This is a genomic window from Dactylosporangium sp. NPDC000521, from assembly GCF_042898305.1.
Classification (GTDB): Bacteria; Actinomycetota; Actinomycetes; order Mycobacteriales; family Micromonosporaceae; genus Dactylosporangium.
This window is the reverse complement of the sequence record NZ_JBIAYW010000005.1, coordinates 464,051-485,124: the sequence shown is the minus strand read 5'-3', so window position 1 is coordinate 485,124 and position 21,074 is coordinate 464,051. Positions and strand designations below refer to the sequence as shown.

General features: G+C 73.4%; 18 protein-coding genes. 5 read left to right on the top strand and 13 right to left on the bottom strand.

What is annotated here, in order from left to right:
• Positions 1-6: 6 nt before the first annotated feature.
• The 7 genes from ACFY3L_RS20275 to ACFY3L_RS20245 all read right to left on the bottom strand — a co-directional run bounded on the left by ACFY3L_RS20275 (position 7) and on the right by ACFY3L_RS20245 (position 8,508).
• Complete coding sequence (locus ACFY3L_RS20275; protein WP_389325841.1) at positions 7-1,764, bottom strand: ABC transporter ATP-binding protein; 1,758 nt, start codon at positions 1,762-1,764, stop codon at positions 7-9.
• Complete coding sequence (locus ACFY3L_RS20270) at positions 1,761-3,683, bottom strand: ABC transporter transmembrane domain-containing protein (protein WP_389325838.1); 1,923 nt, start codon at positions 3,681-3,683, stop codon at positions 1,761-1,763. The genes ACFY3L_RS20275 and ACFY3L_RS20270 overlap by 4 nt, the downstream gene beginning before the upstream one ends.
• 11 nt (positions 3,684-3,694) lie before the next feature.
• Positions 3,695-3,934 (bottom strand): MbtH family protein, encoded by a 240-nt coding sequence (locus ACFY3L_RS20265; protein WP_389325835.1) that lies wholly within the window; start codon positions 3,932-3,934, stop codon positions 3,695-3,697.
• A 30-nt stretch (positions 3,935-3,964) separates the two neighbouring features.
• Entirely contained in the window at positions 3,965-4,774 is an 810-nt protein-coding gene (locus tag ACFY3L_RS20260; protein WP_389326097.1) for an ABC transporter ATP-binding protein, read from the bottom strand.
• A gap of 121 nt (positions 4,775-4,895) precedes the next feature.
• Positions 4,896-5,969 (bottom strand): FecCD family ABC transporter permease, encoded by a 1,074-nt coding sequence (locus ACFY3L_RS20255; protein WP_389325832.1) that lies wholly within the window; start codon positions 5,967-5,969, stop codon positions 4,896-4,898.
• 23 nt (positions 5,970-5,992) lie between these two features.
• Complete coding sequence (locus ACFY3L_RS20250; protein ID WP_389325829.1) at positions 5,993-7,177, bottom strand: FecCD family ABC transporter permease; 1,185 nt, start codon at positions 7,175-7,177, stop codon at positions 5,993-5,995.
• A complete protein-coding gene (locus ACFY3L_RS20245) occupies positions 7,174-8,508 on the bottom strand; it encodes a lysine N(6)-hydroxylase/L-ornithine N(5)-oxygenase family protein (protein ID WP_389325826.1) in 1,335 nt (444 codons plus the stop codon). Before ACFY3L_RS20245 ends, ACFY3L_RS20250 begins: the two co-directional genes overlap by 4 nt.
• A gap of 200 nt (positions 8,509-8,708) precedes the next feature.
• Between ACFY3L_RS20245 and ACFY3L_RS20240 the strand changes: the two genes are divergently transcribed.
• On the top strand, positions 8,709-9,656 hold the full coding sequence (locus tag ACFY3L_RS20240) for a methionyl-tRNA formyltransferase (protein WP_389325823.1): 948 nt from the start codon (positions 8,709-8,711) through the stop codon (positions 9,654-9,656).
• 4 nt (positions 9,657-9,660) lie between these two features.
• Here the strand turns inward: ACFY3L_RS20240 and ACFY3L_RS20235 are convergent, their stop codons facing one another.
• Both ACFY3L_RS20235 and ACFY3L_RS20230 read right to left on the bottom strand, forming a co-directional pair.
• Positions 9,661-10,548: an expansin EXLX1 family cellulose-binding protein gene (locus ACFY3L_RS20235; protein WP_389325820.1), complete on the bottom strand. Its 888-nt coding sequence runs from the start codon at positions 10,546-10,548 to the stop codon at positions 9,661-9,663.
• Between the two features lie 81 nt (positions 10,549-10,629).
• On the bottom strand, positions 10,630-11,493 hold the full coding sequence (locus ACFY3L_RS20230; RefSeq protein ID WP_389325817.1) for a PIG-L family deacetylase: 864 nt from the start codon (positions 11,491-11,493) through the stop codon (positions 10,630-10,632).
• A 64-nt stretch (positions 11,494-11,557) separates the two neighbouring features.
• Between ACFY3L_RS20230 and ACFY3L_RS20225 the strand changes: the two genes are divergently transcribed.
• Positions 11,558-14,458, top strand: coding sequence for an ATP-binding protein (locus tag ACFY3L_RS20225; protein ID WP_389325814.1), 2,901 nt, complete (start codon positions 11,558-11,560; stop codon positions 14,456-14,458).
• 252 nt (positions 14,459-14,710) lie between these two features.
• Positions 14,711-14,923 carry a hypothetical protein gene (locus ACFY3L_RS20220; RefSeq protein WP_389325811.1) on the top strand — a complete coding sequence of 71 codons (213 nt, stop codon included), beginning with the start codon at positions 14,711-14,713 and terminating at the stop codon, positions 14,921-14,923.
• On the opposite strand, the gene ACFY3L_RS20215 is transcribed toward ACFY3L_RS20220, so the two are convergent.
• On the bottom strand, positions 14,913-15,890 hold the full coding sequence (locus ACFY3L_RS20215; protein ID WP_389325808.1) for an NAD(P)-dependent alcohol dehydrogenase: 978 nt from the start codon (positions 15,888-15,890) through the stop codon (positions 14,913-14,915). The genes ACFY3L_RS20220 and ACFY3L_RS20215 overlap by 11 nt on opposite strands.
• A gap of 128 nt (positions 15,891-16,018) precedes the next feature.
• Here ACFY3L_RS20215 and ACFY3L_RS20210 point away from each other — a divergent pair, with 128 nt between their 5' ends.
• Both ACFY3L_RS20210 and ACFY3L_RS20205 read left to right on the top strand, forming a co-directional pair.
• Positions 16,019-16,711 (top strand): TetR/AcrR family transcriptional regulator, encoded by a 693-nt coding sequence (locus ACFY3L_RS20210; RefSeq protein WP_389325805.1) that lies wholly within the window; start codon positions 16,019-16,021, stop codon positions 16,709-16,711.
• Between the two features lie 23 nt (positions 16,712-16,734).
• The gene (locus tag ACFY3L_RS20205) at positions 16,735-17,868 is read left to right on the top strand and encodes a Clp protease N-terminal domain-containing protein (RefSeq protein ID WP_389325802.1); all 1,134 of its coding nucleotides are present in this window, start codon (positions 16,735-16,737) and stop codon (positions 17,866-17,868) included.
• A 93-nt stretch (positions 17,869-17,961) separates the two neighbouring features.
• Here the strand turns inward: ACFY3L_RS20205 and ACFY3L_RS20200 are convergent, their stop codons facing one another.
• From ACFY3L_RS20200 to ACFY3L_RS20190, 3 genes are all read right to left on the bottom strand, one after another.
• Positions 17,962-18,789: a carbohydrate ABC transporter permease gene (locus ACFY3L_RS20200; protein ID WP_389325799.1), complete on the bottom strand. Its 828-nt coding sequence runs from the start codon at positions 18,787-18,789 to the stop codon at positions 17,962-17,964.
• Positions 18,789-19,631: a sugar ABC transporter permease gene (locus tag ACFY3L_RS20195; protein WP_363415854.1), complete on the bottom strand. Its 843-nt coding sequence runs from the start codon at positions 19,629-19,631 to the stop codon at positions 18,789-18,791. The genes ACFY3L_RS20200 and ACFY3L_RS20195 overlap by 1 nt, the downstream gene beginning before the upstream one ends.
• A gap of 91 nt (positions 19,632-19,722) precedes the next feature.
• Complete coding sequence (locus ACFY3L_RS20190; protein ID WP_389325795.1) at positions 19,723-21,039, bottom strand: ABC transporter substrate-binding protein; 1,317 nt, start codon at positions 21,037-21,039, stop codon at positions 19,723-19,725.
• Positions 21,040-21,074: the final 35 nt, after the last annotated feature.

Genomic DNA, 21,074 nt, shown 5'->3' with positions numbered 1-21,074 from the left:
GTTCGGTTACGGAAAGGTGGGCGTGCGCGACTCCCACGCCGCCCACAGCTGCGCGTACCGGCCGCCGGCGAGAAGCAGCTCGTCGTGGCCGCCCTCCTCGGCGACCCGGCCGTCCTCGAGGACGACGACCCGGTCCGCGGACCTGGCCTGGGTGAGCCGGTGCGCGACCACGAGCGTGGTGCGGCCGGCGGTCGCGGCGAGCGCGGAGTCCTCCAGGTCGCGGGCGCCGTAGCTGCCGGCCTCCGCGGTGGCCTCGTCGAGGATCGCGACCGCCGGGTCGGCCAGGACGAGCCGGGCGAGGGCGATCTGCTGCGCGCGGGCGGCGGTCAGCTCGTGGCCGCCCTCGCCGACGACGGTGCGCACCCCTTCGGGCAGCGCCCGGACCCAGTCGGCGGCGCCGACCGTCGCGAGGGCCGCGTCGACCTCGGCCTCCGTCGCGCCGGGCCGGGCAAGGCGCAGGTCCTCGATCAGCTCACCGGCGAAGACGTGCGTCTCCTGGGTGATGATGGCGACCTGCGAGCGCAGCAGGTCCGGGCCCATCAGCGCGACCGGCACCCCGCCGATGCTCGCCGACCCCGCCGCCGGCTGGAGGATGCCGGCGGCGACGGCGGCGAGGGTCGACTTGCCGGCGCCGGTGGAGCCGACGAGCGCGACCCGCTGCCCGGCCTCGATGCGCAGGTCGACGCCGTGCAGGACCTCGGGGCCGCCGGGGTAGCCGAACCGGACGCCGGTCACCTCCAGCGTGGCGTCCTGCGGTGCCGGGCCGTCCCATGCGGCGGACCGGGGCTCGTCGGCGATCGTGACGACGCCGACGAGCCGGGCCAGGCCGGCGCCGCCCGCCTGCAGCTCGTCGAACGTGTACAGCAGCATCGACACCGGGTTGAACAGCCGGTGGAACAGCACGGCCGCGGCCGCGGTGCCGCCGACGGTGACCGCGCCGTCCCGCACGAGCAGGAAGCCGGTGACGACGATGACGGTGAGCCCCACGAACTCGGCCCGGTTGATCCGGCCGACGAAGCGGGTGAAGAGGCTGAACACGTTCACCGACACGTCGCGGGCGCGGGCCGAGGCGGCGTCGATCCCCCGCAGGTGCGGGGCTTCGAGGCGGTACGCGTGCACGGTCCGCAGCCCTTGCACGCTCTCCAGCAGCAGCTGGGACCGTTCGCCGACGGCGGCGCGTTCCACCGCGTAGCCGGGGCCGGAGCGGGGCAGGTACCAGCGCAGTGCCAGGACGTACAGGGGCGCGGTGACGAGCCCGGCGAGGCCGAGCCGCCAGTCGATGCCCGCCATCGCGGCGACGCTGAGCGCCGCGAGGAGCACCGACGACGTCATCGTCGGCAGCACGTCGGTGACGGCCTTGTTGACGGCGGCGACGTCCGGGCCGACCCGGGACATGAGCTCTCCCTTCCCGATCGGGTGCCGTGTCGCGGGCAGGGTGATGGCGCGGGCGACGACGTCCTCCCGCAGCGCGGCGAGGATCCGGCCGCCGAGCCGCGCGATGAGGTAGGTCGACAGGGCGGTGGCGACGCCGGCGACGATCGCGGCGGCGACGATGACGACCGTGATGCCGACGATGTCGGAGGCGGGCGCGCCGGCGCGGACCCGGTCGACGAGCACGCCGAGGGCGTAGACGGGGGTGACGCCGGCCGCGGCGGCGAGCAGGCCGACGGCGAGCGCGCCGGCCGCCTCGCCCCACCGGGCCCGCAGCTCGCCGCGCAGCCACCGCAGCGTCTCGCGCCGGTCGGCGATCGGAGGTCCGCTCACCGCAGCACCACCTTCCGGTAGTCGTCGTGGGTCGCGCCGAGCTCGGCGTGGCCGCCCTCGACCGACACCCTGCCGCCGTCGACGACGACGACCCGGTCGGCCACCGCGAGGACGGCGGGGCTGCTGGTGACGACGACCGTGGTGCTCCCCTGCCGCAGCGCGCGGACGGCCCGCGCGATCGAGTGCTCGGTGACGGTGTCGACGGCGGTGGTCGGGTCGTGCAGCACGAGGATCGGCGGGCGGGCGAGGAGCGCGCGGGCGAGCGCCAGCCGCTGCCGCTGCCCGCCGGACAGCGTCGCGCCGCGCTCGGCGACGTGCCGCTGGATCCCGTCGGGGTGCTCGGCGACGACCTGGTCGGCGGCGGACGCGGCGAGCGCTTCGCGCAGATCCTGGTCGCCGGGCGCCGTCGCGTCGGCGTTGGCGGCATCGGTACCGGCGGCAGCGGCCACGTCCGGGGCCACGAAGCCAGCGGCGGCGGCGGTCGCGTCCGGGACACCGGCGCCGGCGGCAGCGGCCACGTCCGGGGCCACGGAGCCAGCGGCGGCGGCGGTCGCGTCCGGGACACCGGCGCCGGCGGCAGCGGCCACGTCCGGGGCCACGGAGCCAGTGGTGGCGGCGGCGGTCGCGTCCGGGGCGCCGGCGCCGGTGGTGGCGGTGACGTTCGTGGCGACGGTGCCGGTGAACAGATCCGTGTGGTGCGGCTCGACGAGCATGAGCGCCCGCGCGTCGGCCGGCTCCAGATCGTGGAGAGCGACCCCGCCGACCGTGACCGACCCTTCGAACTCATCCGGGGGGACGCCACCGGCGAGCAACCGCACAAGAGCCTCGCCATCGGCGGAGCGAGGGGTCACCACGCCGACGAACTCGCCGGCGCGAACCGTCAGATCGAGGCCTTCCAGCGTCCCGTGGCGCAGCGACGCGAGCACCAGATCCGGAGCCGCGATGGTCGCGTGTTGCTTCCCGGGCGGCAGGAGCAGGTCGGCATCCAGGACCAGGGCGCACCGGTCGGCGGAGGCGCGCGCCTCGGCGACCCAGCTCGGCACGATCGCGAGGAGCCCGATCGGCTCCAGGAGGAACTGGGCCAGGCCGATCACCATGATGAACTCGCCGACGCTGATCCGGCCGTCCAGGGCGAACCACCCGGCGAGCACGGCCACCCCGCAGGCGAGCAGCGCGCTGCCGGCGGTGGAGAACGCCAGGTAGCGGCTCTGGGTGCCGGCGGCGCGCAGCGCGGCGCGCAGCGAGGCCTGGCTGACGTCGCGATAGCGGCGGGCGGCGGCCCGCTCGGCGCCGAGCCCACGCAGCGGACGGACGCCGCTGACCAGGTCGGTGGCGAGCGCGGTCGCCTTGCCGGCGAGCTCCTGCTGCTCGGTGACCCGCCGGGTGATGAGCGGACCGGCGAACTGCATGCCGACGAGCACGACCGGCGTGCCGACGAGCACGACGAGGCCGAGCCGCCAGTCGACGGCGAGCAGCACGGCGGCGCTGACGGCGGTCGCGGTGATCGCGCCGGCGATGCGCGGCACGTAGTCCAGCAGGTAGGAGACGTTGTCGGCGTCGGTGCTGGACACCGTCAGCAGCTCGCCGGCGCGCAGGTCGGTGCGCAGCCGGCGCGGGTGCACGATCTTCGCGGCCAGTTCGCCGCGCAGCAGGTACGCCTCGTTGGCGATGGCGAGCATCAGCTGGCGCGCGCCGAAGCGGTAGCACAGGTGCAGGCCGACGAAGAGCGCGGCGAGCGCCGCCACCCACAGCAGCAGCGCCGTGCCGTCACCGGGTGCGACGGCACGGTCGATGCCGACGCCGATGAGGATCGGCACGGTCGCCTCGGCGAGCTGGTGCAGGCTGATGAGCCCGGTGCCGGCGGTGAGGCGGGCCCGGTTGCGGGTGAGGGAGCGCCGCAGGATGCGGGGTCCGGTCATCGACGGCATCGTCAGACGGCCGCTGCGGCGTCCTGCGCCATGCTGTCCCGCAACGACTTCGGCCGCAGGTCGGTCCAGTTGCGGTCGACGTAGTCCACGCACTCCTGGCGGGACGTCTGGCCGCTCTCGCCGAAGACGATCCGCCAGCCGGCCGGCACCGCGGCGAACGTCGGCCACAGCGAGTGCTGTTCCTCGTCGTTGACGAGCACGAAGAACGTGCCGTTCTCGTCGTCGAACGGGTTGCTGGACATGCTTGATGGTTCCCTTCTCACGAGGTCGGTTCAGAGCGTCGCGGTGGCCGCGTGCAGCGCGCCGGCGCGGGGGATGACCAGCGGCGTGCCGGTCTCCGGGTCGGGGATGATGCGGCACGGCAGGCCGAAGACGTCCTCGACGAGGTCGCCGGTCACGACCTCGCGCGGGTCGCCCTCGGCGACGACGACACCCGCCTTCATCACCACGATGTGGTCGGCGTAGCGGCAGGCGTGGTTGAGGTCGTGCAGGACGGCGACCATCGTGGTGCCCTGCTCGCGGTTGAGGCGCAGGCACAGCTCCAGCAGCTCGACCTGGTGCGCGATGTCCAGGAACGTCGTCGGCTCGTCGAGCAGCACGATCGGGGTCTGCTGGGCGAGGACCATCGCGACCCACACCCGCTGCCGCTGGCCGCCCGACAGCGTGTCGACGAGCTCCGCGGACAGTTCGGCGACGCCGGTCGCGGCCATCGCCGCGGCGACCGCGGCCTCGTCGTCCACCGACCACTGGCGCAGCAGCCGCTGGTGCGGGAACCGGCCCCGGGCGACGAGCTCGGCGACGGTGATGCCGTCGGGCGCCACCGACGACTGAGGCAGCAGCCCGAGCCGGCGGGCGACCTCCTTCGCCGGGTACGCGTGGATCGCCCTGCCGTCCAGCACGACCTGCCCCTTGGACGGGGTGAGCAGCCGCGACAGCGCGCGCAGCAGCGTGGACTTGCCGCAGGCGTTGGGGCCGACGATCACGGTGAACCGGCCGTCGGGGACGGCGAGGTCCAGGTCGGTGCTGATCGTCCTGCGGTCGTAGCCGACGGTGATGCGGTCGGCGCGCAACCGGCAATTCAGTGAGCGACCCGAGCCGCTTCGCTGTCCGCTCATGCCGCCACCTCCGCTGCGCTCCGGCGCCGGCCTGACCCAAACCTGCCACATGATTCGCGGCCCGAGCCGCTTCGCTGTCCGCTCATCCTCATCTCCTCGCCTGGCGGGCCAGCAGCCACACGAAATACAGGCCGCCGATGGACACGGTGACCACGCCGACCGGTAGCTGGGTCGGCGCGAACACCCGCTGCGCCGCGAAGTCGCTCGCCATGAGCAGCAGCGCGCCCATGGCGGCGGACGGCACGAGGGCGATCCCGGCGGTGCGGGCGAGCCGGTGCGCCAGCTGCGGCGCGGCGAGCGCCACGAACGAGATCGGCCCGGCGACGGCGGTCGCGGCGGCGATGAGCGCGACGCCGAGCGCGAGGTAGGCGAGGCGGGTCCGCTCGACCCCGACGCCGACCGCGGCGGCCGCGTCGTCGCCGAGCTCCATCACCTGCAGCCGCCGGCCGAGCGCCGCCACCCCGAGGCACAGCGCGCCGATGGCGGCCGCGGCCGGCGTGACCTGGTCCCAGCCGAGGCCGTTGAGCGTGCCCTTGCCCCAGATCGTGGCGGCGACGGCGTTCTGCAGGTCCATCTTGATGATGAACCACTGGTTGACGGAGCTCAGCACGGCGCTGATCGCGATGCCGACGATGATGAGCCGGAAGCCCTGGACGCCACCCCGCAGCGACAGCAGGTAGACCAGCGCGGCGGTCGCGACACCGCCCGCGAGCGCGGCGGTCGCGGTCTCGGGGTAGCCGCGTCCGATGAAGACGACGCAGACCAGGACGCCGGTGTACGCGCCGGTGCTGAACCCGAGGATGTCGGGGCTGCCGAGCGGGTTGCGGGTCAGCGCCTGGAAGATGGCGCCGGAGACGCCCATCGCGGCGCCGACGAGCAGCGCGAGCAGCACCCGCGGCAGCCGCCACTCGACGACCACGAGCCGCACCGCGCGGGACCCGTCGCCGGTCAGGGCCTGCAGCACCTCGGCGGGCGTCGCGGTGAACTCGCCGGTGCCGAGCGCGAGGACCGCGACGGCCGCGGCCGCGAGCAGCATCAGGACGCAGGTGACGGCGACGCGGACGCCGGCGCGCACCGAGACGGTCCGCCCGATCCGCAGCGTGAGCGCCGACCGTCCGAAGTCGACGGTCCGCCGCGCCGCCGCGGTGTCCACGGTGGGCACCGCCACGTCCTCCCCGACCGGCTTCACAGGGCGCTCGCCGAGCGGCGGCGGACGAGCCAGACGAGCACGGGCGCGCCGATGAACGCGGTCACGATGCCCGCCTGCAGCTCCCCGGGGCGCAGCACGACCCGGCCGGCGATGTCGGCGGACAGCAGCAGGACCGGCCCGCCGACGAGCGTGAACGCGAAGATCCAACGCTGGTCGGGGCCGGTGATCCAGCGGGCCACGTGCGGCACCATGAGGCCGACGAAGCCGATCGGCCCGACCGCCGCGGTCGCCGCGCCCGCGAGGAGCGTCACCGACAGCACGGCGCCGGCGCGCGTGCGGCCGAGGCGGGCGCCCAGGGAGCGGGCGAGGTCGTCGCCGAGCGCGACCGTGTTGAGGGACCGGGCGACGAGCAGCGCGAGGACGAGCCCCGCCACGACGAACGGCGCGACGGCGCCGATGACGTCCCAGCCGCGGCCGGTGAGCGCGCCGACGTCCCAGAACCGCAGGTAGTAGAAGGCGCGCGGGCGCACGAGCCGGATGCCCGAGGCGATGCCTTCGAGCACGGCGCCGAGCGCGACGCCGGCGAGCAGCAGCCGCACCGGGGTGGCCGGTCCCCGGCCGACGGCGGCGAGGGCGTAGACGAGCAGCATCGCGACGACGACACCCGCGAACGCGAACCAGACGTACGCGGCGATGCTCGACAGGCCGAGCAGCCCGACCGCGACGACGACGAACAGCCCGGCACCCGCGTTGATCCCGAGGACCTGCGTGTCGGCGAGGGGGTTGCGGGTGACGGCCTGGATGACGGCGCCGGAGATGCCGAGGGACGCGCCGACGAGGATCGCCAGCACGGTCCGCGGCACTCGCAGGTCCCGCACGATCGACTGGTCGCCGGTGCCGGTGTAGTGCGCGAACGCGTCCCAGATCGTCGCCGGGGACAGGTTCTTGGTGCCGACGGCGATGCTCAGCAGGCACACGACGGCGAGCACGCCGACGGACCCGGCGAGCCACACGGCCCGGCGGGCGTTCGTGGCGGCGAGCCCCGCCGGCCTGCCCTTCCCGGCGGCGGCTCGCCGGGGATCCGGCACCACGGCACGCCCGGGTGCCAGCTGCGGGCGTGCCGTGGTGGACCCGGCGGCGAGCTCAGCGGTGAGCCCAGCGGCGAGCTCAGGAGTGAGCACGGCCGCGGCGGGTGGCTCCGGTGTGGTCGACCGGCTCACGCGTAGGAGCCCGACCCGGACAGTGCGGGCACAGAGGCGCGGCGCCGGTCGCAGACCGACTCCAGGATCTCCGCGGAGCGGATCGCGGTGTTGGACAGCAGCGAGGAGCTGATGCCGTGCGTGTGCTCGGTGCCGCCCTGCAGGTAGATGCCGGCCCGCACGCTCGCGTCGGTGCGGATGCGGTAGTCGCGCTCGACGACCGCGCGCCCCTCCTCGTCGTAGTGGCACCGGCCGGCGAGCTCGCCGAGCAGCGGGAACGGGTCGGCGGGCGTGTAACCGGTGGCGCAGACGAGGACGTCGGCGTCCAGGACGGTCCGGGCGCCGGTGAGCATCGACTCGACGGTGACCGCGACCCGGTCGCCGGCCTCCTCGGCGGCGGTGAGCCGGGAGACGTTGAGCAGGCGCAGCCGCTGCGAGCCGAGGACCTTCTCCCGGTACACCCGGCGGTAGAGCGCCTCGATGAGGTCGGTGTCCACGACGGAGTAGTTGGTGTTGGCGTGGTACCCGAGCAGCATCGACTTCACCTGGGCGGAGGCGTCGAAGTAGTCGTCGACGGCCAGGGGGTCGAAGATGCGGTTGGCGAAGGGGCTGTCGTCGGCGGGACTGTAGCCGTAGCGGGACAGCACGCCGCAGACCTCGGCCGACGGGAAGCGCTCGTGCAGGAACGCGGTGACCTCGGCGGCGCTCTGCCCGGCGCCGACGACCACGAACCGCGACGGGTCGGTGCCGGCCAGACCGTCCACATTGGTCAGCAGGTCGCGGCTGTGCCAGACGCGCTTCGACGCCTCGACGCCCGGCGGCAGGGCGGGGCGCAGCCCGCTGGCCAGGACGACGTTGCGGGCGCGGACGGTGGACAGGTCGCCGGTCGCGTCGCGGACCACCACGTCGTACGCCGTCACGACGTCATCGGTGTGGACGGGGTGCACGGCGGTGACGTCGGCGCCGTACCTGACCATGTCGTCGACGCGGGCGGCGGCCCACTCGAGGTAGTCGTGGAACTCGACCCGGAGCGGGAACAGGCTCTTGTGGTTGACGAAGTCGACGAGCCGGCCGCGCTCCTGCAGGTAGCACAGGAAGCTGAAGGAGCTGGTCGGGTTGCGCATCGTGACGAGGTCCTTGAGGAAGGAGACTTGCATCGTCGCGTCCTCGATGAGCATGCCCCGGTGCCAGCCGAACGAGGCCTGCCGCTCCAGGAACACGGCGCTCACGGGCGTGCCGCCGCCTGCGGCGCGCTCCTGCACGGCGATCGCGAGTGCCAGGTTCGATGGGCCGAAGCCCACCCCGACCAGGTCGAAGACCGGCACGGCGTCCTCCTGGCGCATCTGTGGCATCGCGTTCCCATCGTCCACGTCGAGCCCCGGCTCGACCGCTCCGCCTCCATCACCGATCGGCGTGGAGTTAGGGAAGCCTAACCTTAGTTTTCGCGCTTGTCACGACCGCCCCACAGATACCGCGTGAATGAAGGGTAGACTAACCTAACTCCCGATCGAAGGCTATGGCATCGAACGCCGTCACTCATCTGGGAGGCCCCATGCGCGTCGTCATGTTCGGATATCAGACCTGGGGGCATCGCACGCTCCAGGCGCTGCTGGCCTCCGAGCACGAGGTCGCGCTGGTCGTGACCCACCCGGTGAGCGACCACCCGTACGAGCGGATCTGGAACGACTCCGTCGCAGACCTGGCGACCGGGCACGGCGTCGAGGTGATCGTCCGGGACCGGCCCGACGACGCCGAACTGCTCGACCGGCTCAAGCAGGCGGAGCCGGACGTGATCGTCGCCACCAACTGGCGCACCTGGATCCCGCCGGAGATCTTCGAGCTGCCCCGCCTCGGCACCCTCAACGTGCACGACTCGCTGCTGCCGGCCTACGGCGGCTTCTCCCCGCTGATCTGGGCCCTCATCAACGGCGAGCGGGAGGTCGGCGTCACCGCGCACATGATGGACGCGGAGCTCGACGCGGGCGACATCGTCCTGCAGCGGGCGGTCCCCGTCGGCGACCGCGACACCACGACCGACCTGTTCCACAAGACCCTGGCGCTCTTCGGCCCGATCACCGTCGACGGCCTGGACCTGATCGCGTCCGGGCGCACCGACTGGACCCCGCAGGACCGCTCCAAGGCCAGCTTCTTCCACAAGCGCGCCGAGGAGGACAGCCGCATCGACTGGACCTGGCCCGCGGAGGACCTCGACCGGCTCGTGCGCGCCCAGTCCGACCCGTACCCGAACGCCTTCACGTACCACCGCGGCCACCGCATCCGGATCGTCGCCGCGTCGGTGTCCAAGGGCATCTACGGCGGCACCCCGGGCCGCATCTTCATCCGCGAGGGCGACGCCGTCGTCGTCGTGGCCGGCGCCGAGGCCCGCCGCGGCCGCAGCCACGGCCTGGCCGTCGAGCGGATCCGCACGGAGGACGGCACCGAGCTCGCCGCCAAGGACTACTTCACGACCATGGGCGGGTACCTCACCGCCCGGCGGTGACCCCTCAGCCGCACCGGGCCGGCGGCTGCGCCGCCGCGGCCGCCCCGGTCGTCGACCCGGTCGCTGTCGTCTCCGCGGCCGGCGCCGAGGCCGCCGCTGCCGACGGCGCCACGGCCGAAGCCGCCGCGGCCGGCCTGCTCACCACCGGCGTCTTCGACGGCGCCGCAGCCGCGGCCGTGGCGCCGGGGCGCTGCACGGTGCCGACCGTCAGCGTCACCCCGCTCAGCGTCGTACGCCGCCCGGCGGTGTCGGTCACGCGGACCGTGAACGGCCCGCTCCCGGCGCCGTTCTGCGCGATCCAGTAGTTGTAGTCGGTGTGGCTCAGCGCCTTCCAGCCGCCGCCGGACTGCAGCTCCACCGCCGACAGCGGGTTGCCGGTGTTGTCCAGGCGCAGCGCCAGCCAGTACCGCGACGAACCCTCCTTGACCCGGACCGTCATCGGACCGGGCACCGGCGGGCTGGTCACCCTGCTGTACGTCACCTTGATGACCCCAGCGACCGGGTCGCCGATCTTCGCGAACGCCTGCCGGCTCAGGTCGAGGTGCCCGGCGGCGCACTCCGGGCAGCGGTCGGTCACCTTGACCCGGACCGTGCCCTTGGGCCCCTTCACGTCCAGGTAGCCGCCGCACGCCGCGCCGGCCGCGTACTCGGCGTCGCCGAGCGCCACCACGAGGGGGTTCGGCACCTGGTCGAACGAGCAGTTGCCGCCACCGTCGGCCGCGTAGAACGTCGCCTGCCCGGAGGACGCCGCGGGCGCGGCACACGCGGCGCCGGACGCCTGGGCGACGAGCGCGACGGCCGCGGTGCCGGCGACGACAGCACCGGCGGCCGCGACCACCCACGTGCTGCGGCGCGTCCACCACGGCTGCTGCGGTTCGGGGTTGTCCAGCACGATCGGCATCGTAGCCGGGCCGACCGGAGATGCGAGACCGCCGGACCGCCGCCAAAGGAACGCTTAAGCCCCCGCACAACCTCAGCGAAGGCCGGCGAACAGGTCGTCCTCCGGCAGCGGCGCGCCGGTCGTGTCACGCACCCGCAGGAACGTCTCCACGCCCATCAGCGCGGTGAAGCGCTCCCGGCCCATCTTCAGGAAGAAGATGTTCTCGCCCTGGCTGGCGTGGGCGGCGAGCGCGTCGTACTTCTGCGAGCCGTACGCCCTGGTGTCGACCCACGTCGTGATCTCCTCGTCCGGCAGGCCGATCGGCGGGCCCTGCGGTGCGGCGTCCGACGCGGGATCGGGCACGGAGTCCGGCGCAGGGTCCGGCGCGTCGAACTCGACGCCGAGCTCGCGCAGCGTCCGGCCGAACTCCTCCATGCCGGAGCGGGGCACGGTCGTCCAGTACACCTTGGCGGGGCTGCCGGTCAGCTCGACCGCGGCCATCGTGATCCGGTGCGCCTGGATGTGGTCGGGGTGGCCGTAGAACCCGTTCTCGTCATACGTGACGATCACGTCCGGCTCGTACTGCCGGATCAGCCCGGCGAGCCGCTCGGCGGCCTCCGGCACGGGCGTGGTCCAGAACGAGCCCGCCACGTCGTTCGTCGACCAGCCCATCATCCCCGAGTCGGGGTAGCCCAGCAGCTCCAGGTGCGACACCTTCAACGCCGCGCAGGCGGCCTCGAGCTCCACGGCGCGCATCGCGGCCACCGCGTCGGGGTCGTGCCCGGGCTCCCCCGGCTTCACCCCGCCGGGCCCGTCGCCGCAGCGCCCGTCGGTGCAGGTCACCAGCACGGTCGTGATGCCCTCCGCGGCGTACCGCGCCAGCACGCCACCGGTGCCGGTCGCCTCGTCGTCGGGGTGTGCGTGCACTGCCATCAGCGTCAGGGGTCGCTCAGCCATGCGACCTACCCTATCCACTGGCGCGCTCGGCTCAGGTCAGCGCCGGGCCCGCCGATAATGTGGCGTGCGGGGGCGTGGGTCACGACCGGCGGGCGCGGCAGCCGCGGGGCGCGTCGGGGATCCCGCGCGCCTGGAGACGCTGCACGCCACGGGGCTCCTGCACGCCGGCGGGGTGCCGTCGCTGGACCGGCTGACCCGGCTCGCACGGCGGGCGGCCGGGGTGCCGGCGGCCATGGTGTCGCTGGTCGACGCCGACCGCCAGGTGTTCGTGAGCGCCGCCGGCCCCACCGGCGCGCGGGACTCCCCGCTCGCCCAGGCGTACTGCCGGGCCGTGGTCGACAACGGCGCGCCGCTGGTGATCCGGGCCGCCGAGCCGCGGGATCCGGTCGCCGCCTTCGTGGGGTATCCGCTGCGCACCCCGGACGGGCAGGTGCTGGGCTGCTTCTGCGTGGCCGACCACGCGCCGCGGCAGTGGAGCGCCGAGGACCTCGACACGGTCGCCGACCTCGCCGGCGCCGCCGAGGTCGAGCTGGCGCTGCGGCTGGCCAACAGCGAGCTGATGCTCGCCTCGACCCGGACGCAGGCGGTGCTGGACAGCGCCGCCGACGCGTTCGTGTCGCTCGACGCCGCCGGCACGGTCCTCGCGTGGAACCTCGCCGCCGAGCGCATGTTCGGCCGGTCCGCGGCGGAGACCCTGGGCCGGCAGGTCGGCGTGGTCATCGCCGGCACGTCGCGGGACGCGTTCGCCGCGTGGCTGACGGAGACCTCCAGGGCTGCCGGGAGCGGATCGGCCGGCACCCTCGAGGTGACGGCGGTCGACCGGGCCGGCCGCAGGTTCCCGATCGAGGTCATCGGGCAGCCGTACGTGGAGCGCGACCGACCTGTCATCCACGCCTTCGTGCACGATCTGAGCCCGCGGCAGGCCGCGCAGCGGCAGCTCGACGCCGAGCGCACGTTCCAGCGGGCGCTGCTGGACAGCCTCGACACCGCCGTCGTCGCCTGCGACAGCGAGGGCCGGCTCGCCACCGTCAACCGGGCGTTCCGCGACGCGCACCCGGGCGTGTCGGTCGAGCCGACGGCCGCGCGGAACTGGGCCGGCGGCACCTACCAGCTCTTCGCCGCCGACGGGCGGCGGCGGCTGCGCCCGGACGAGGTGCCGCTCGCCCGCACGTTCGCCGGCGAGCACGTGCACGGCGAGGAGATCGTCGTCGGCGACCCCGGCGGCCCGCAGCGCCGGTTCCTGTGCAACGGCCAGCCGATCGACGCCCCGGACGGCGGACGGCTCGGCTCGGTCGTCGCGATGCACGACATCACCGACGCGCACCGGGCCGAGCAGCTGCGCGGCGCGCAGCTCGCGGTCGCGGAGGCGCTGACGACCGCGGCCGGGGCGGCGCAGGCGGCGGCCGCCGTCGTCGAGGCGGTCACCGTCGCGCTCGACTGGGCGCTCGGCGAGTACTGGCACGTCGACCCGGACGCCGATGTCGCCGACCGGCTCGGGGTGTGGGTCTCCCCCGGCCGGGCCAGGCCCGCGTTCGTGGACCACGCGCGGCCCGCCGGCCGCGGGGACGGCATGATCGGCCGCGTCTGGAGCACGGGCCGGCCGCAGTGGCTCGGGGACATCGGGAAGCTGCCGTACCCGTCGCCGCGCCGGGACGACGCCATCGCCGCGGGCCTGCACGCCGCGATCGGGCTGCCGGTCCTCAGCGGCGGGACCGTCCTCGGCGTGCTGGTCTTCGCCACCGAACGGCTCGTCCCGCCCGACCCGGACGTCCTGGCGATGCTCGACGGCGTCTGCGCCCACATCGCCCGGCACATCGAGCGGCTGCGCGCCGACGACCTCAGCACCGCCCTCGCCGCCGCGCGCCGCGACTTCGACCGGGTCGTCGCGAACGTGAACGACTTCGTGTGGACGGTCGAGGTGCTCGCCGACCAGTCCATCCGCTCCGTCTACGCGAGCCCCGGCGGCGGCGGCGTCCTCGGCTCGCCGATGCCCGCGGGCACCGACCTCGCGATGGCGCTCGCCGACCGGGTCCACCCGCAGGACCGCGCCCAGTCCGGCGGGTTCCACGCCTCGCTCGCCGCCGGCCGGCCCGCGGAGACCGAGGTACGGGTCATCGGGTTCGACGACGTCACCCGCTGGGTGTGGACGCGCGCGGTCCCGCGGCGGGAGGGCGGGCGGCTGTTCCTGGACGGGATGAGCACCAACGTCACCGAACGCCGGATCCTCGCCGAGCACCGGGAGCAGCTGCTCGCCGAGCAGCGGCAGCAGGTGCGGCAGCTGCGCGAGCTCGACCGGATGAAGGACGACCTCGTCGCGCTCGTCTCCCACGAACTGCGCAACCCGATCGGCACGATCCTCGGGTACGCGGAGATCATCGGCGACGAGCCCGGCGTCACCGACGACGTGCGCCACTACGGCGAGGTCATCCGCCGGCACAGCAGCCACATGCAGCAGCTCGTCGACGACCTGCTGGACCTGGCCCGGCTCGGCAGCGCGAACCTTACGGTCGACCCGCGGCCGCTGCCGCTGACCCGCTTGCTGCGCGAGGCGGTCGAGGACCACCGGCCGGCCGCGGAGGCGAAGGGCGTCGCGCTGCGTCTGGAGGCCGGCGCGAACCTCACCGTGCGGGCCGACCCGGCACGGCTGCGGCAGGTGCTGGACAACCTGCTGTCCAACGCCGTCAAGTACACCCCGGGCGGCGGCACCGTCACCGTCGCCGCCTCCGTCGCCGGCGCCGGAGGCCCCGCTTCCGTCAGCGTCACCGACACCGGCATCGGGATCCCCGCCGAGCAGTACCCGCAGCTCTTCACCCGCTTCTTCCGCGCCTCGACGGCCCTCGCCCACGGCATCAAGGGCACCGGCCTGGGCCTCGCCGTCACCAAGGCGATCATCGACGCCCACCACGGCACGATCGCCGCCAGCCCGGCCGACCCGGGCACGACCTTCACGTTCACCCTGCCCTGAGTCCAGGTGTACGGCTGACCAAGCAGCAGGTGTACGCAAAGGGGACTATATGTACCCTGCAGGCGTCGTCCCAACCATAGGATCATGAACGAATCCACTGCTGACGGGGCCGGAATCGGAGGTGGGCGACATGGCGAAGAAGTCGAAGAAGGACAAGAAGAAGGACAAGAAGAACAAGAAGAAGAAGTAGCCGGTCGTGCCGCCGTCCCCTCCGCGGTGCGGCGGCCACCGCGAGGTCGAGGGTCAGGGACCATGCACCATGACATGCTCGCGCTGCTGGACGCCTACCTGGCCCAGCTGAGCGCCGCCCGCGACCAGCTCGCGGCCACCCGCAGGGTCGCACCCGGCGAGCGTCGTACCGCCGCCCTGCACACCGTCGACATCAGCGAGCAGTACGCCTCGCAGGCCCGTGACCTGCTGGCCGACCTCGACGCCGACGTGTGCGGGACGCTGGTCACACAGTGAGGACGACCTTCGCCCGGGCGTGGTCCATCTCGAGGTAACGGACGGCCTCGGCCGCCTCCCCGAGCGCGAAGGTGCGGTCGATGACCGGCGTGACCGCGCCCGACTCGATCAGCTCGCGCAGCGTCGCAAGGTTCTCCCGGCCCGGCACCGCGGTGAGCGCGCACACCCGGTGCCGGACGAACCGCGACACCAGCCGCCCCTTGGTGAGCAGGCCCATCGGACCGAAGAGGCTGCCGCCGTCCGACACCCCGCCGCCGGACAGCACCAGCGTCCCCGCCGGCGTGAGGACCCGCCGGCAGTCCGCCAGCGAACGGTTGCCCACGAGGTCGAAGACGACGTCGAACCGGCCGCTCTCGCGGGCGAAGTCGGCACGGGTGTAGTCGATGACGCGGTCGGCGCCGAGCGACCGGACCAGGTCCACGTTCCTGGTGCTGCACACGCCGGTGACGTGCGCGCCGAAGGCCTTCGCCAGCTGCACCGCGAACGTGCCGACCCCGCCGGACGCGCCGTTGACGAGCACCCGCTGCCCGGGCCGCACGCCCGCCGCGTCGCGCAGCCCCATGAGGGCGGTGTTGGCGGCGAGGGGCACCGCGGCGGCCTGCTCGAACGTCAGGTTCGCCGGCTTGAGGTCCACCGCACCGCCCTCCGGGACCCGCACGTACTCCGCGAACGCCGCGTCGACCTCGCCGTAGACCTCGTCGCCGGGCCGGAAGCGGGTCACCCCCGCGCCGACGGCCTCGACCCGGCCGGCGAAGTCGGTGCCCCGCACCCGCACCTTCGGCGCGGCGAGCCCGAACGCCAGGCGGGCCAGATACGGGTCGCCGCGCATCACGTGCCAGTCGCGGGCGTTGACCGACGCGGCGTGGACCCGCACGAGCACCTCGCCGTCGCCGGCCGCCGGCGGCTCGATCTCGTCGACCCGCAGCACCTCGGAGGCCCCGTAACGGTCCTGGACGATCGCCTTCATCGCAAGCTCCTTCATGTCGCCGCGTGCTGGTGTACGGCGTACACCTGCCGCTCTGAAGGTAGGGTGTACGGCGTACACCAGTCAAGAGGCGATATCGTCGACGGCTGCGGAAGGGGCGGGTGGTCCGGTTGACACGACAGGTCTCAGCGACGGCTCGCGCGCCGCTGACCAGGGACCGGGTGCTGCGCGCCGCGGTCACGCTCGCGGACGAGACCGGCATCGACGCGCTCAGCATGCGCAAGCTCGCCCAGGTGCTCGGCGTCGTGCCGATGGCGCTCTACAAGCACGTCGCCAACAAGGAGGAGCTCCTCGACGGCATGCTCGACGTGGTGGTCGGCGAGATCGACCCGCCCACCGCGGCCGGCGAGGACTGGCGGGCCGCCGTCCGGCAGCGGATCCTGTCCGCGCGCCGGGCCCTGCGGCGCCACCCGTGGGCGTCGCGCGTGCTGGAGTCCCGCGCCGCCCCCACGCCGGTGGTCATGCAGTACATGGACTCGATGATCGGCATGTTCCGCGCCGGCGGGCTGTCCGTGGACCTCACCCACCACGTGATGCACGCGATGGGCAGCCGCATCCTGGGCTTCTCACAGGAGCTGTTCGCCACGCCCCCGTCCGCGGTGCCACCGCCCGACGAGGAGACCGCGCGGCAGATGGCGGCGCGTTTCCCGTACATCAGCGAAATCACGACCAGGATCGCCCATGACGAGGCGTCGGTCGTCGGCAGCGGCTGCGACGACCAGTTCGAGTTCGAGTTCTCGCTCGACCTGCTCCTGGACGGCTTCGAGCGGCTCCGCCGCAGCCATTGGACGTCCCGCCCTTGACGCCTTCTGCGACGATGACGCCCATGCCCGAGTTCGGCAGCGACGTCGTGCAGGCTCTGATCATCGCGGGCCGTCCCTGGCCCATGTCCGGCGGCCCGGTCGACGCGGGCACGCTCCTATGGGCTGCCGAGCCAGGCACCACCGGGGAGTCGGCGGCTATGCTTCGGGCGCTGCGGCGGCTGCGGAAGACACCCGACCGGGGCACGCCGCCGCCCGAATCCACGGACGACCCGGTGGTGCAGGACCTCGACGTCGCCGACCCCCTGGCCCGGCTGCTGCGGGAGGCGGCGTACCTCGCCGGCGCGCAGCGCGTGACGAGGAACGAGCCGCCGCCGGCGCAGTGGCGGGCGTCGGCGGTGTCGGGACTGCGCGCGGCCCTCGACGAGGCGGGAGAGGCCGGTGTCGCGCACGTCGGCCGGGTGCACGTGCTCACGGGCGTGTTGCGGTCCCCCGGCGCGGCGACGCACGGCCTGCCCGCGGACCCGGCCGACCGCGCCGAGCTCGCCGCCACGATCCGGGCCGATCCGTGCTGGCGCGAGTCCGGCCGCCCCAACCGGCCGGCCGTCGCCATGCTCGACGGACGCCGTGAGCTGGTCGACCGCGCCGGCTTCGCGGGCTGGCGGGACCGCCGGCTCCGGCGGTCCCGCCAGTACGACCGCTACGGCACGGGGGCTGTCCGCGTCCTGCTGTGTGAGGCGACGCGCCAGGCGGCCCGCCTCGGCGACGGCCCCGTCACCTCCGCGCATCTGCTGCTCGGCGTCGCCGGCATGGCCGCACAGCTGCGGGCCGCGGACCGCCGCCTCAGACCGGCCGTCCGGCCCTTCAACGCCGCCCTCGACGCCCTCTCCACCCACGGCGTGACGCTCGACCGCGCCGTCGCGGCGATGCCGGACGCGCGGGTGGCGGACCTGGCCGTCGTGCCGCACGGGCGGGCGCAGCTCGTCGTCTGGTTCCCCGGGCCGGGCTGGACCGCGGAGGCCGTCGACGCCGTCGAGCGGGCCGTCGCCCTGGCCCGCGACGCCGGCCACCCCGAGACCGGGTCGTCGCACCTGACGGTCGCGGCCCTCGACGCGGACGGGACCGCGGCGCGGCTGGTGCGGGCGCTCGGCGCCGACCCCGGCGCCGTCCGCGACGACGTGGCCCGGACGCTGCCGTAGCCGCGTGGGCCAGGGCCTCGCCCCCGTGGGCGGGAAAACCGCGCCTTCGCCGGGGAGACGCGCCGATCGTTCCCCGGCGAAGGCGCGGCGACTCTAACCCTTGACCGATCCCGTGAGGCCGCCGACGATGTGCCGTTCGGCGAACACGAAGAACCCGATCGCGGGGATCATCGACGCCGCGGTGTAGGCGAGGATGCGGGCGGTGTCCTGGGAGTACTGCGACTGGAACGCGGCGACGCCGAGCGGCAGGGTGAAGTTGGACGGGTCGCTGAGCACCAGCAGCGGCAGCAGGTAGGCGTTCCAGCTGGTGACGAACGCGAGGATCGCCACCGTCGTCAGCGCGGGCCGGCTCAGCGGGATCAGGATCCGCCAGAAGAAGCCGAGCCGTCCAGCGCCGTCCATCGCGGCCGCGTCCTCCAGCTCGCCGGGGATCGCGGCCATGAACGGGCGCAGGATGACGATGGTGATCGGCAGCGCGAACGCGGCCTGCGGCAGCGCCACCCCGAGCGGGTTCTCCAGCAGGTCCAGCTCCCGCAGCAGCAGGTACAGGGGAAGCGCCGCCGCCGTGAGCGGGAACAGCAGGCCCAGGGTGAACAGCGTGTACAGCGACTCGCGGCCGGCGAACGTGTAGCGGGACAGCGCGAACGCCGCCATCGCCCCGACGGCCACCGCCAGCAGCGTGGTGATCACGGAGATCAGCGCGCTGTTGTACATGGCCTGCCAGAACACGTCGGAGGTCAGCACCTCGCCGTAGTTGCTGAAGTTCCAGGGGTCGGGCCAGCCGGACGGATTGTTGTTGATCTGCGCGTTGGTGCGGAAGCCGCCGAGGATGGTGAACAGCAGCGGCACGACGGTCACACCGACGACCAGCACCACGATCAGGTAGGTGAGGGGTGTCCCCACGGACGACCGCTTGTTCATCACCGCACCCCCCGGGTCAGGGCGCCCTGGATGTCGCGGCGCAGTGCGAAGCGCTGGTACAGCAGCGCGAAGATGAAGCACACCACGAAGAGCACGACGGCGACGGCGCTGCCGAACCCGAACTCGTAGCGGGTGAAGCCGTGGTCGAGCAGGTAGGTGGCCATGGTCGCCGAGGCGCTTGCGGGCCCGCCCAGCGTCATGATCCACACGAGGTCGAACAGCTGCAGGGACCCGATGACGGACAGGAAGATCCAGATCCGGATGGTGGGGCCGAGCAGCGGCAGCACGATGTGGCGGGTGGTCTCCCACGCGGACGCGCCGTCGGTCGAGGCGGCCTCGCGCAGCTCGGCGGGGATGCTCTGCAGGCCGGCGAGGAGCAGGATGACGCCGAAGCCGATGTACTTCCAGGTGATGACCACGAACAGGGTGTAGAGCACCAGGTCGCCGTCGGCGAGCCACTCCTGGACCAGGCCGCCCAGGCCCGCCGACTTCAGCAGCTGGTCGACGAAGCCGCCGGGCTGCAGCATCAGCAGCCACACCACCGCGGTGATGGCCTCCGACAGCACGTACGGCGCGAAGACCACCAGCCGCAGCACCGTCCGCCCGCGGATCTTGCGGTTGAGCAGCAGCGCCAGCCCGATCGACAGGGGGAGCTGGATGACCACCGACAACCCGGCGATGATCAGGTTGTGCCAGAGGGCGGTCCGGAAGACCTCGTCCTCCAGGACCCGCTTGTAGTTCTCCAGTCCGTATGGGGTGCGCGGGCTGAAGCCGGTCCATTTGTAGAAGCTGTAGTAGACGGCGACCGCGATCGGCAGCAGCACGAACCCGACGAACAGCACCAGCGCCGGGGTCAGCAGCAGCGCAAGCTCGAGGCGGGTCCCGAGACGCCCCGGCCGGCCTTCCGTTGCGGTGTCGTGACTGCGGAGACGGTCACTTGTTCGCGACCGCCTTGTTGAAGGCGTCGACGATGCCCTGCGGGGAGCCCTTGCCGGCGAAGAAGTCGGCGATGGCGTCGTTGAGGGCCTGCCCGACGCTGGTGGGCAGTGCCTGGTCGAAGTACGTCTGGATGTACGGGGCCTTGTTCAGGTACTCCTGCACGGTCTTGAGCGTGGGGTCCTGGATGGCCGAGATCGCCCCCGGGTTCGCCGGGAGACTGATCGTGTTGGACTGCACCAGCTTCGTCTGGACGGGCACGCTGGCGAGGTACTTGAGGAAGTCGGCGCACGCGGGGCCGGCCTTGACGGCGCACGAGTAGCCGTCGCCGCCGCCGAGCGCGGTGCCCGGGGTGCCCTTGCCGCCGGAGACCGTCGGGAAGGCGAACCAGCCGAGCTTCTTGGCGTACTCCTTGTCCTCCGTCAGCGGGATCATCGTGGGCAGCTCCCAGTCGCCCTGCAGCTCCATCGCGGCCTTGCCGTTGGCGACCAGGCCGGCCGAGCTGCCGGCGCCCTGCTGGGCGGGGGTGCCGAGGAACGCGTCCTGGAACGGCTTGGTGTCCAGGAACGCCTTGAGGTCCTCACCGGCCTTGACCCAGCACGGGTCGTCCATCTTCAGGTTCTTCACGGTGTTCTTCACCGTTTCCGTGGAGCACTCCCGGATCGCGAAGTAGGACCACCAGAACGCGTCGGGCCACTTGTCCTTGCCGCCGAGGGCGATCGGGGCGATGTTCTTCGCCTTCAGCTTGGTGACGGCGTCGTTGAGCTCCTCCATCGTGGTCGGCGGCGCGGTGATGCCGGCCTGCTGGAACAGGTCTGTCCGGTACCAGAAGCCGACGACGTGCAGGCCGAAGGGAACGCCGTACTGCTTGCCCTCGACCGCCCAGCCGGCCGCACCGGGGCCGAGCTCCTTGATCCAGCTCGACGTCGCGTCGGTGATGTCCAGGATCTTGCCGGACTGCACCTGGGTGGCCAGGGCGCCGCCGCCCCACTGCTGGAAGATGCTCGGCGGGTTCGGCGACTGCAGCGCCACCGAGATCTTGGTCTTCAGCGCCTCGTTCTGGGCCGGTTCGACCTTGAACGACACGTTCGGGTGGTCGGCGTGGTACTGGTCCGCGATCGACTGCCACACGCCCTTGCCGGGGTCCTGGGCACCGTTGTGCCACCAGGTCAAGGTCGTGGCGGCATTCGGGTCACTGTTCGATCCGGGTTCGTCGTCGCCGCATGCGGTCAGGGAGGGCACGGCCACCGCGAGTGCGATGGCGATCGTGGCCAGCCTCCGTGGGGTGCTCAGGCGGACGTTCAAAGTGATCATCTCCTGACGGGGGCGAGCCGAGCCGAAGGGCCCGG

Coding starts and splice junctions, on each gene's coding strand:
- ACFY3L_RS20230 (WP_389325817.1), bottom strand. CDS start 11,493: ATGGCTGAGCGACCCCTGACGCTGATGGCAGTGCACGCACACCCCGAC.
- ACFY3L_RS20220 (WP_389325811.1), top strand. CDS start 14,711: ATGCACCATGACATGCTCGCGCTGCTGGACGCCTACCTGGCCCAGCTG.
- ACFY3L_RS20240 (WP_389325823.1), top strand. CDS start 8,709: ATGCGCGTCGTCATGTTCGGATATCAGACCTGGGGGCATCGCACGCTC.
- ACFY3L_RS20205 (WP_389325802.1), top strand. CDS start 16,735: ATGCCCGAGTTCGGCAGCGACGTCGTGCAGGCTCTGATCATCGCGGGC.
- ACFY3L_RS20265 (WP_389325835.1), bottom strand. CDS start 3,934: ATGTCCAGCAACCCGTTCGACGACGAGAACGGCACGTTCTTCGTGCTC.
- ACFY3L_RS20245 (WP_389325826.1), bottom strand. CDS start 8,508: ATGCCACAGATGCGCCAGGAGGACGCCGTGCCGGTCTTCGACCTGGTC.
- ACFY3L_RS20190 (WP_389325795.1), bottom strand. CDS start 21,039: ATGATCACTTTGAACGTCCGCCTGAGCACCCCACGGAGGCTGGCCACG.
- ACFY3L_RS20200 (WP_389325799.1), bottom strand. CDS start 18,789: ATGAACAAGCGGTCGTCCGTGGGGACACCCCTCACCTACCTGATCGTG.
- ACFY3L_RS20270 (WP_389325838.1), bottom strand. CDS start 3,683: ATGACCGGACCCCGCATCCTGCGGCGCTCCCTCACCCGCAACCGGGCC.
- ACFY3L_RS20215 (WP_389325808.1), bottom strand. CDS start 15,890: ATGAAGGCGATCGTCCAGGACCGTTACGGGGCCTCCGAGGTGCTGCGG.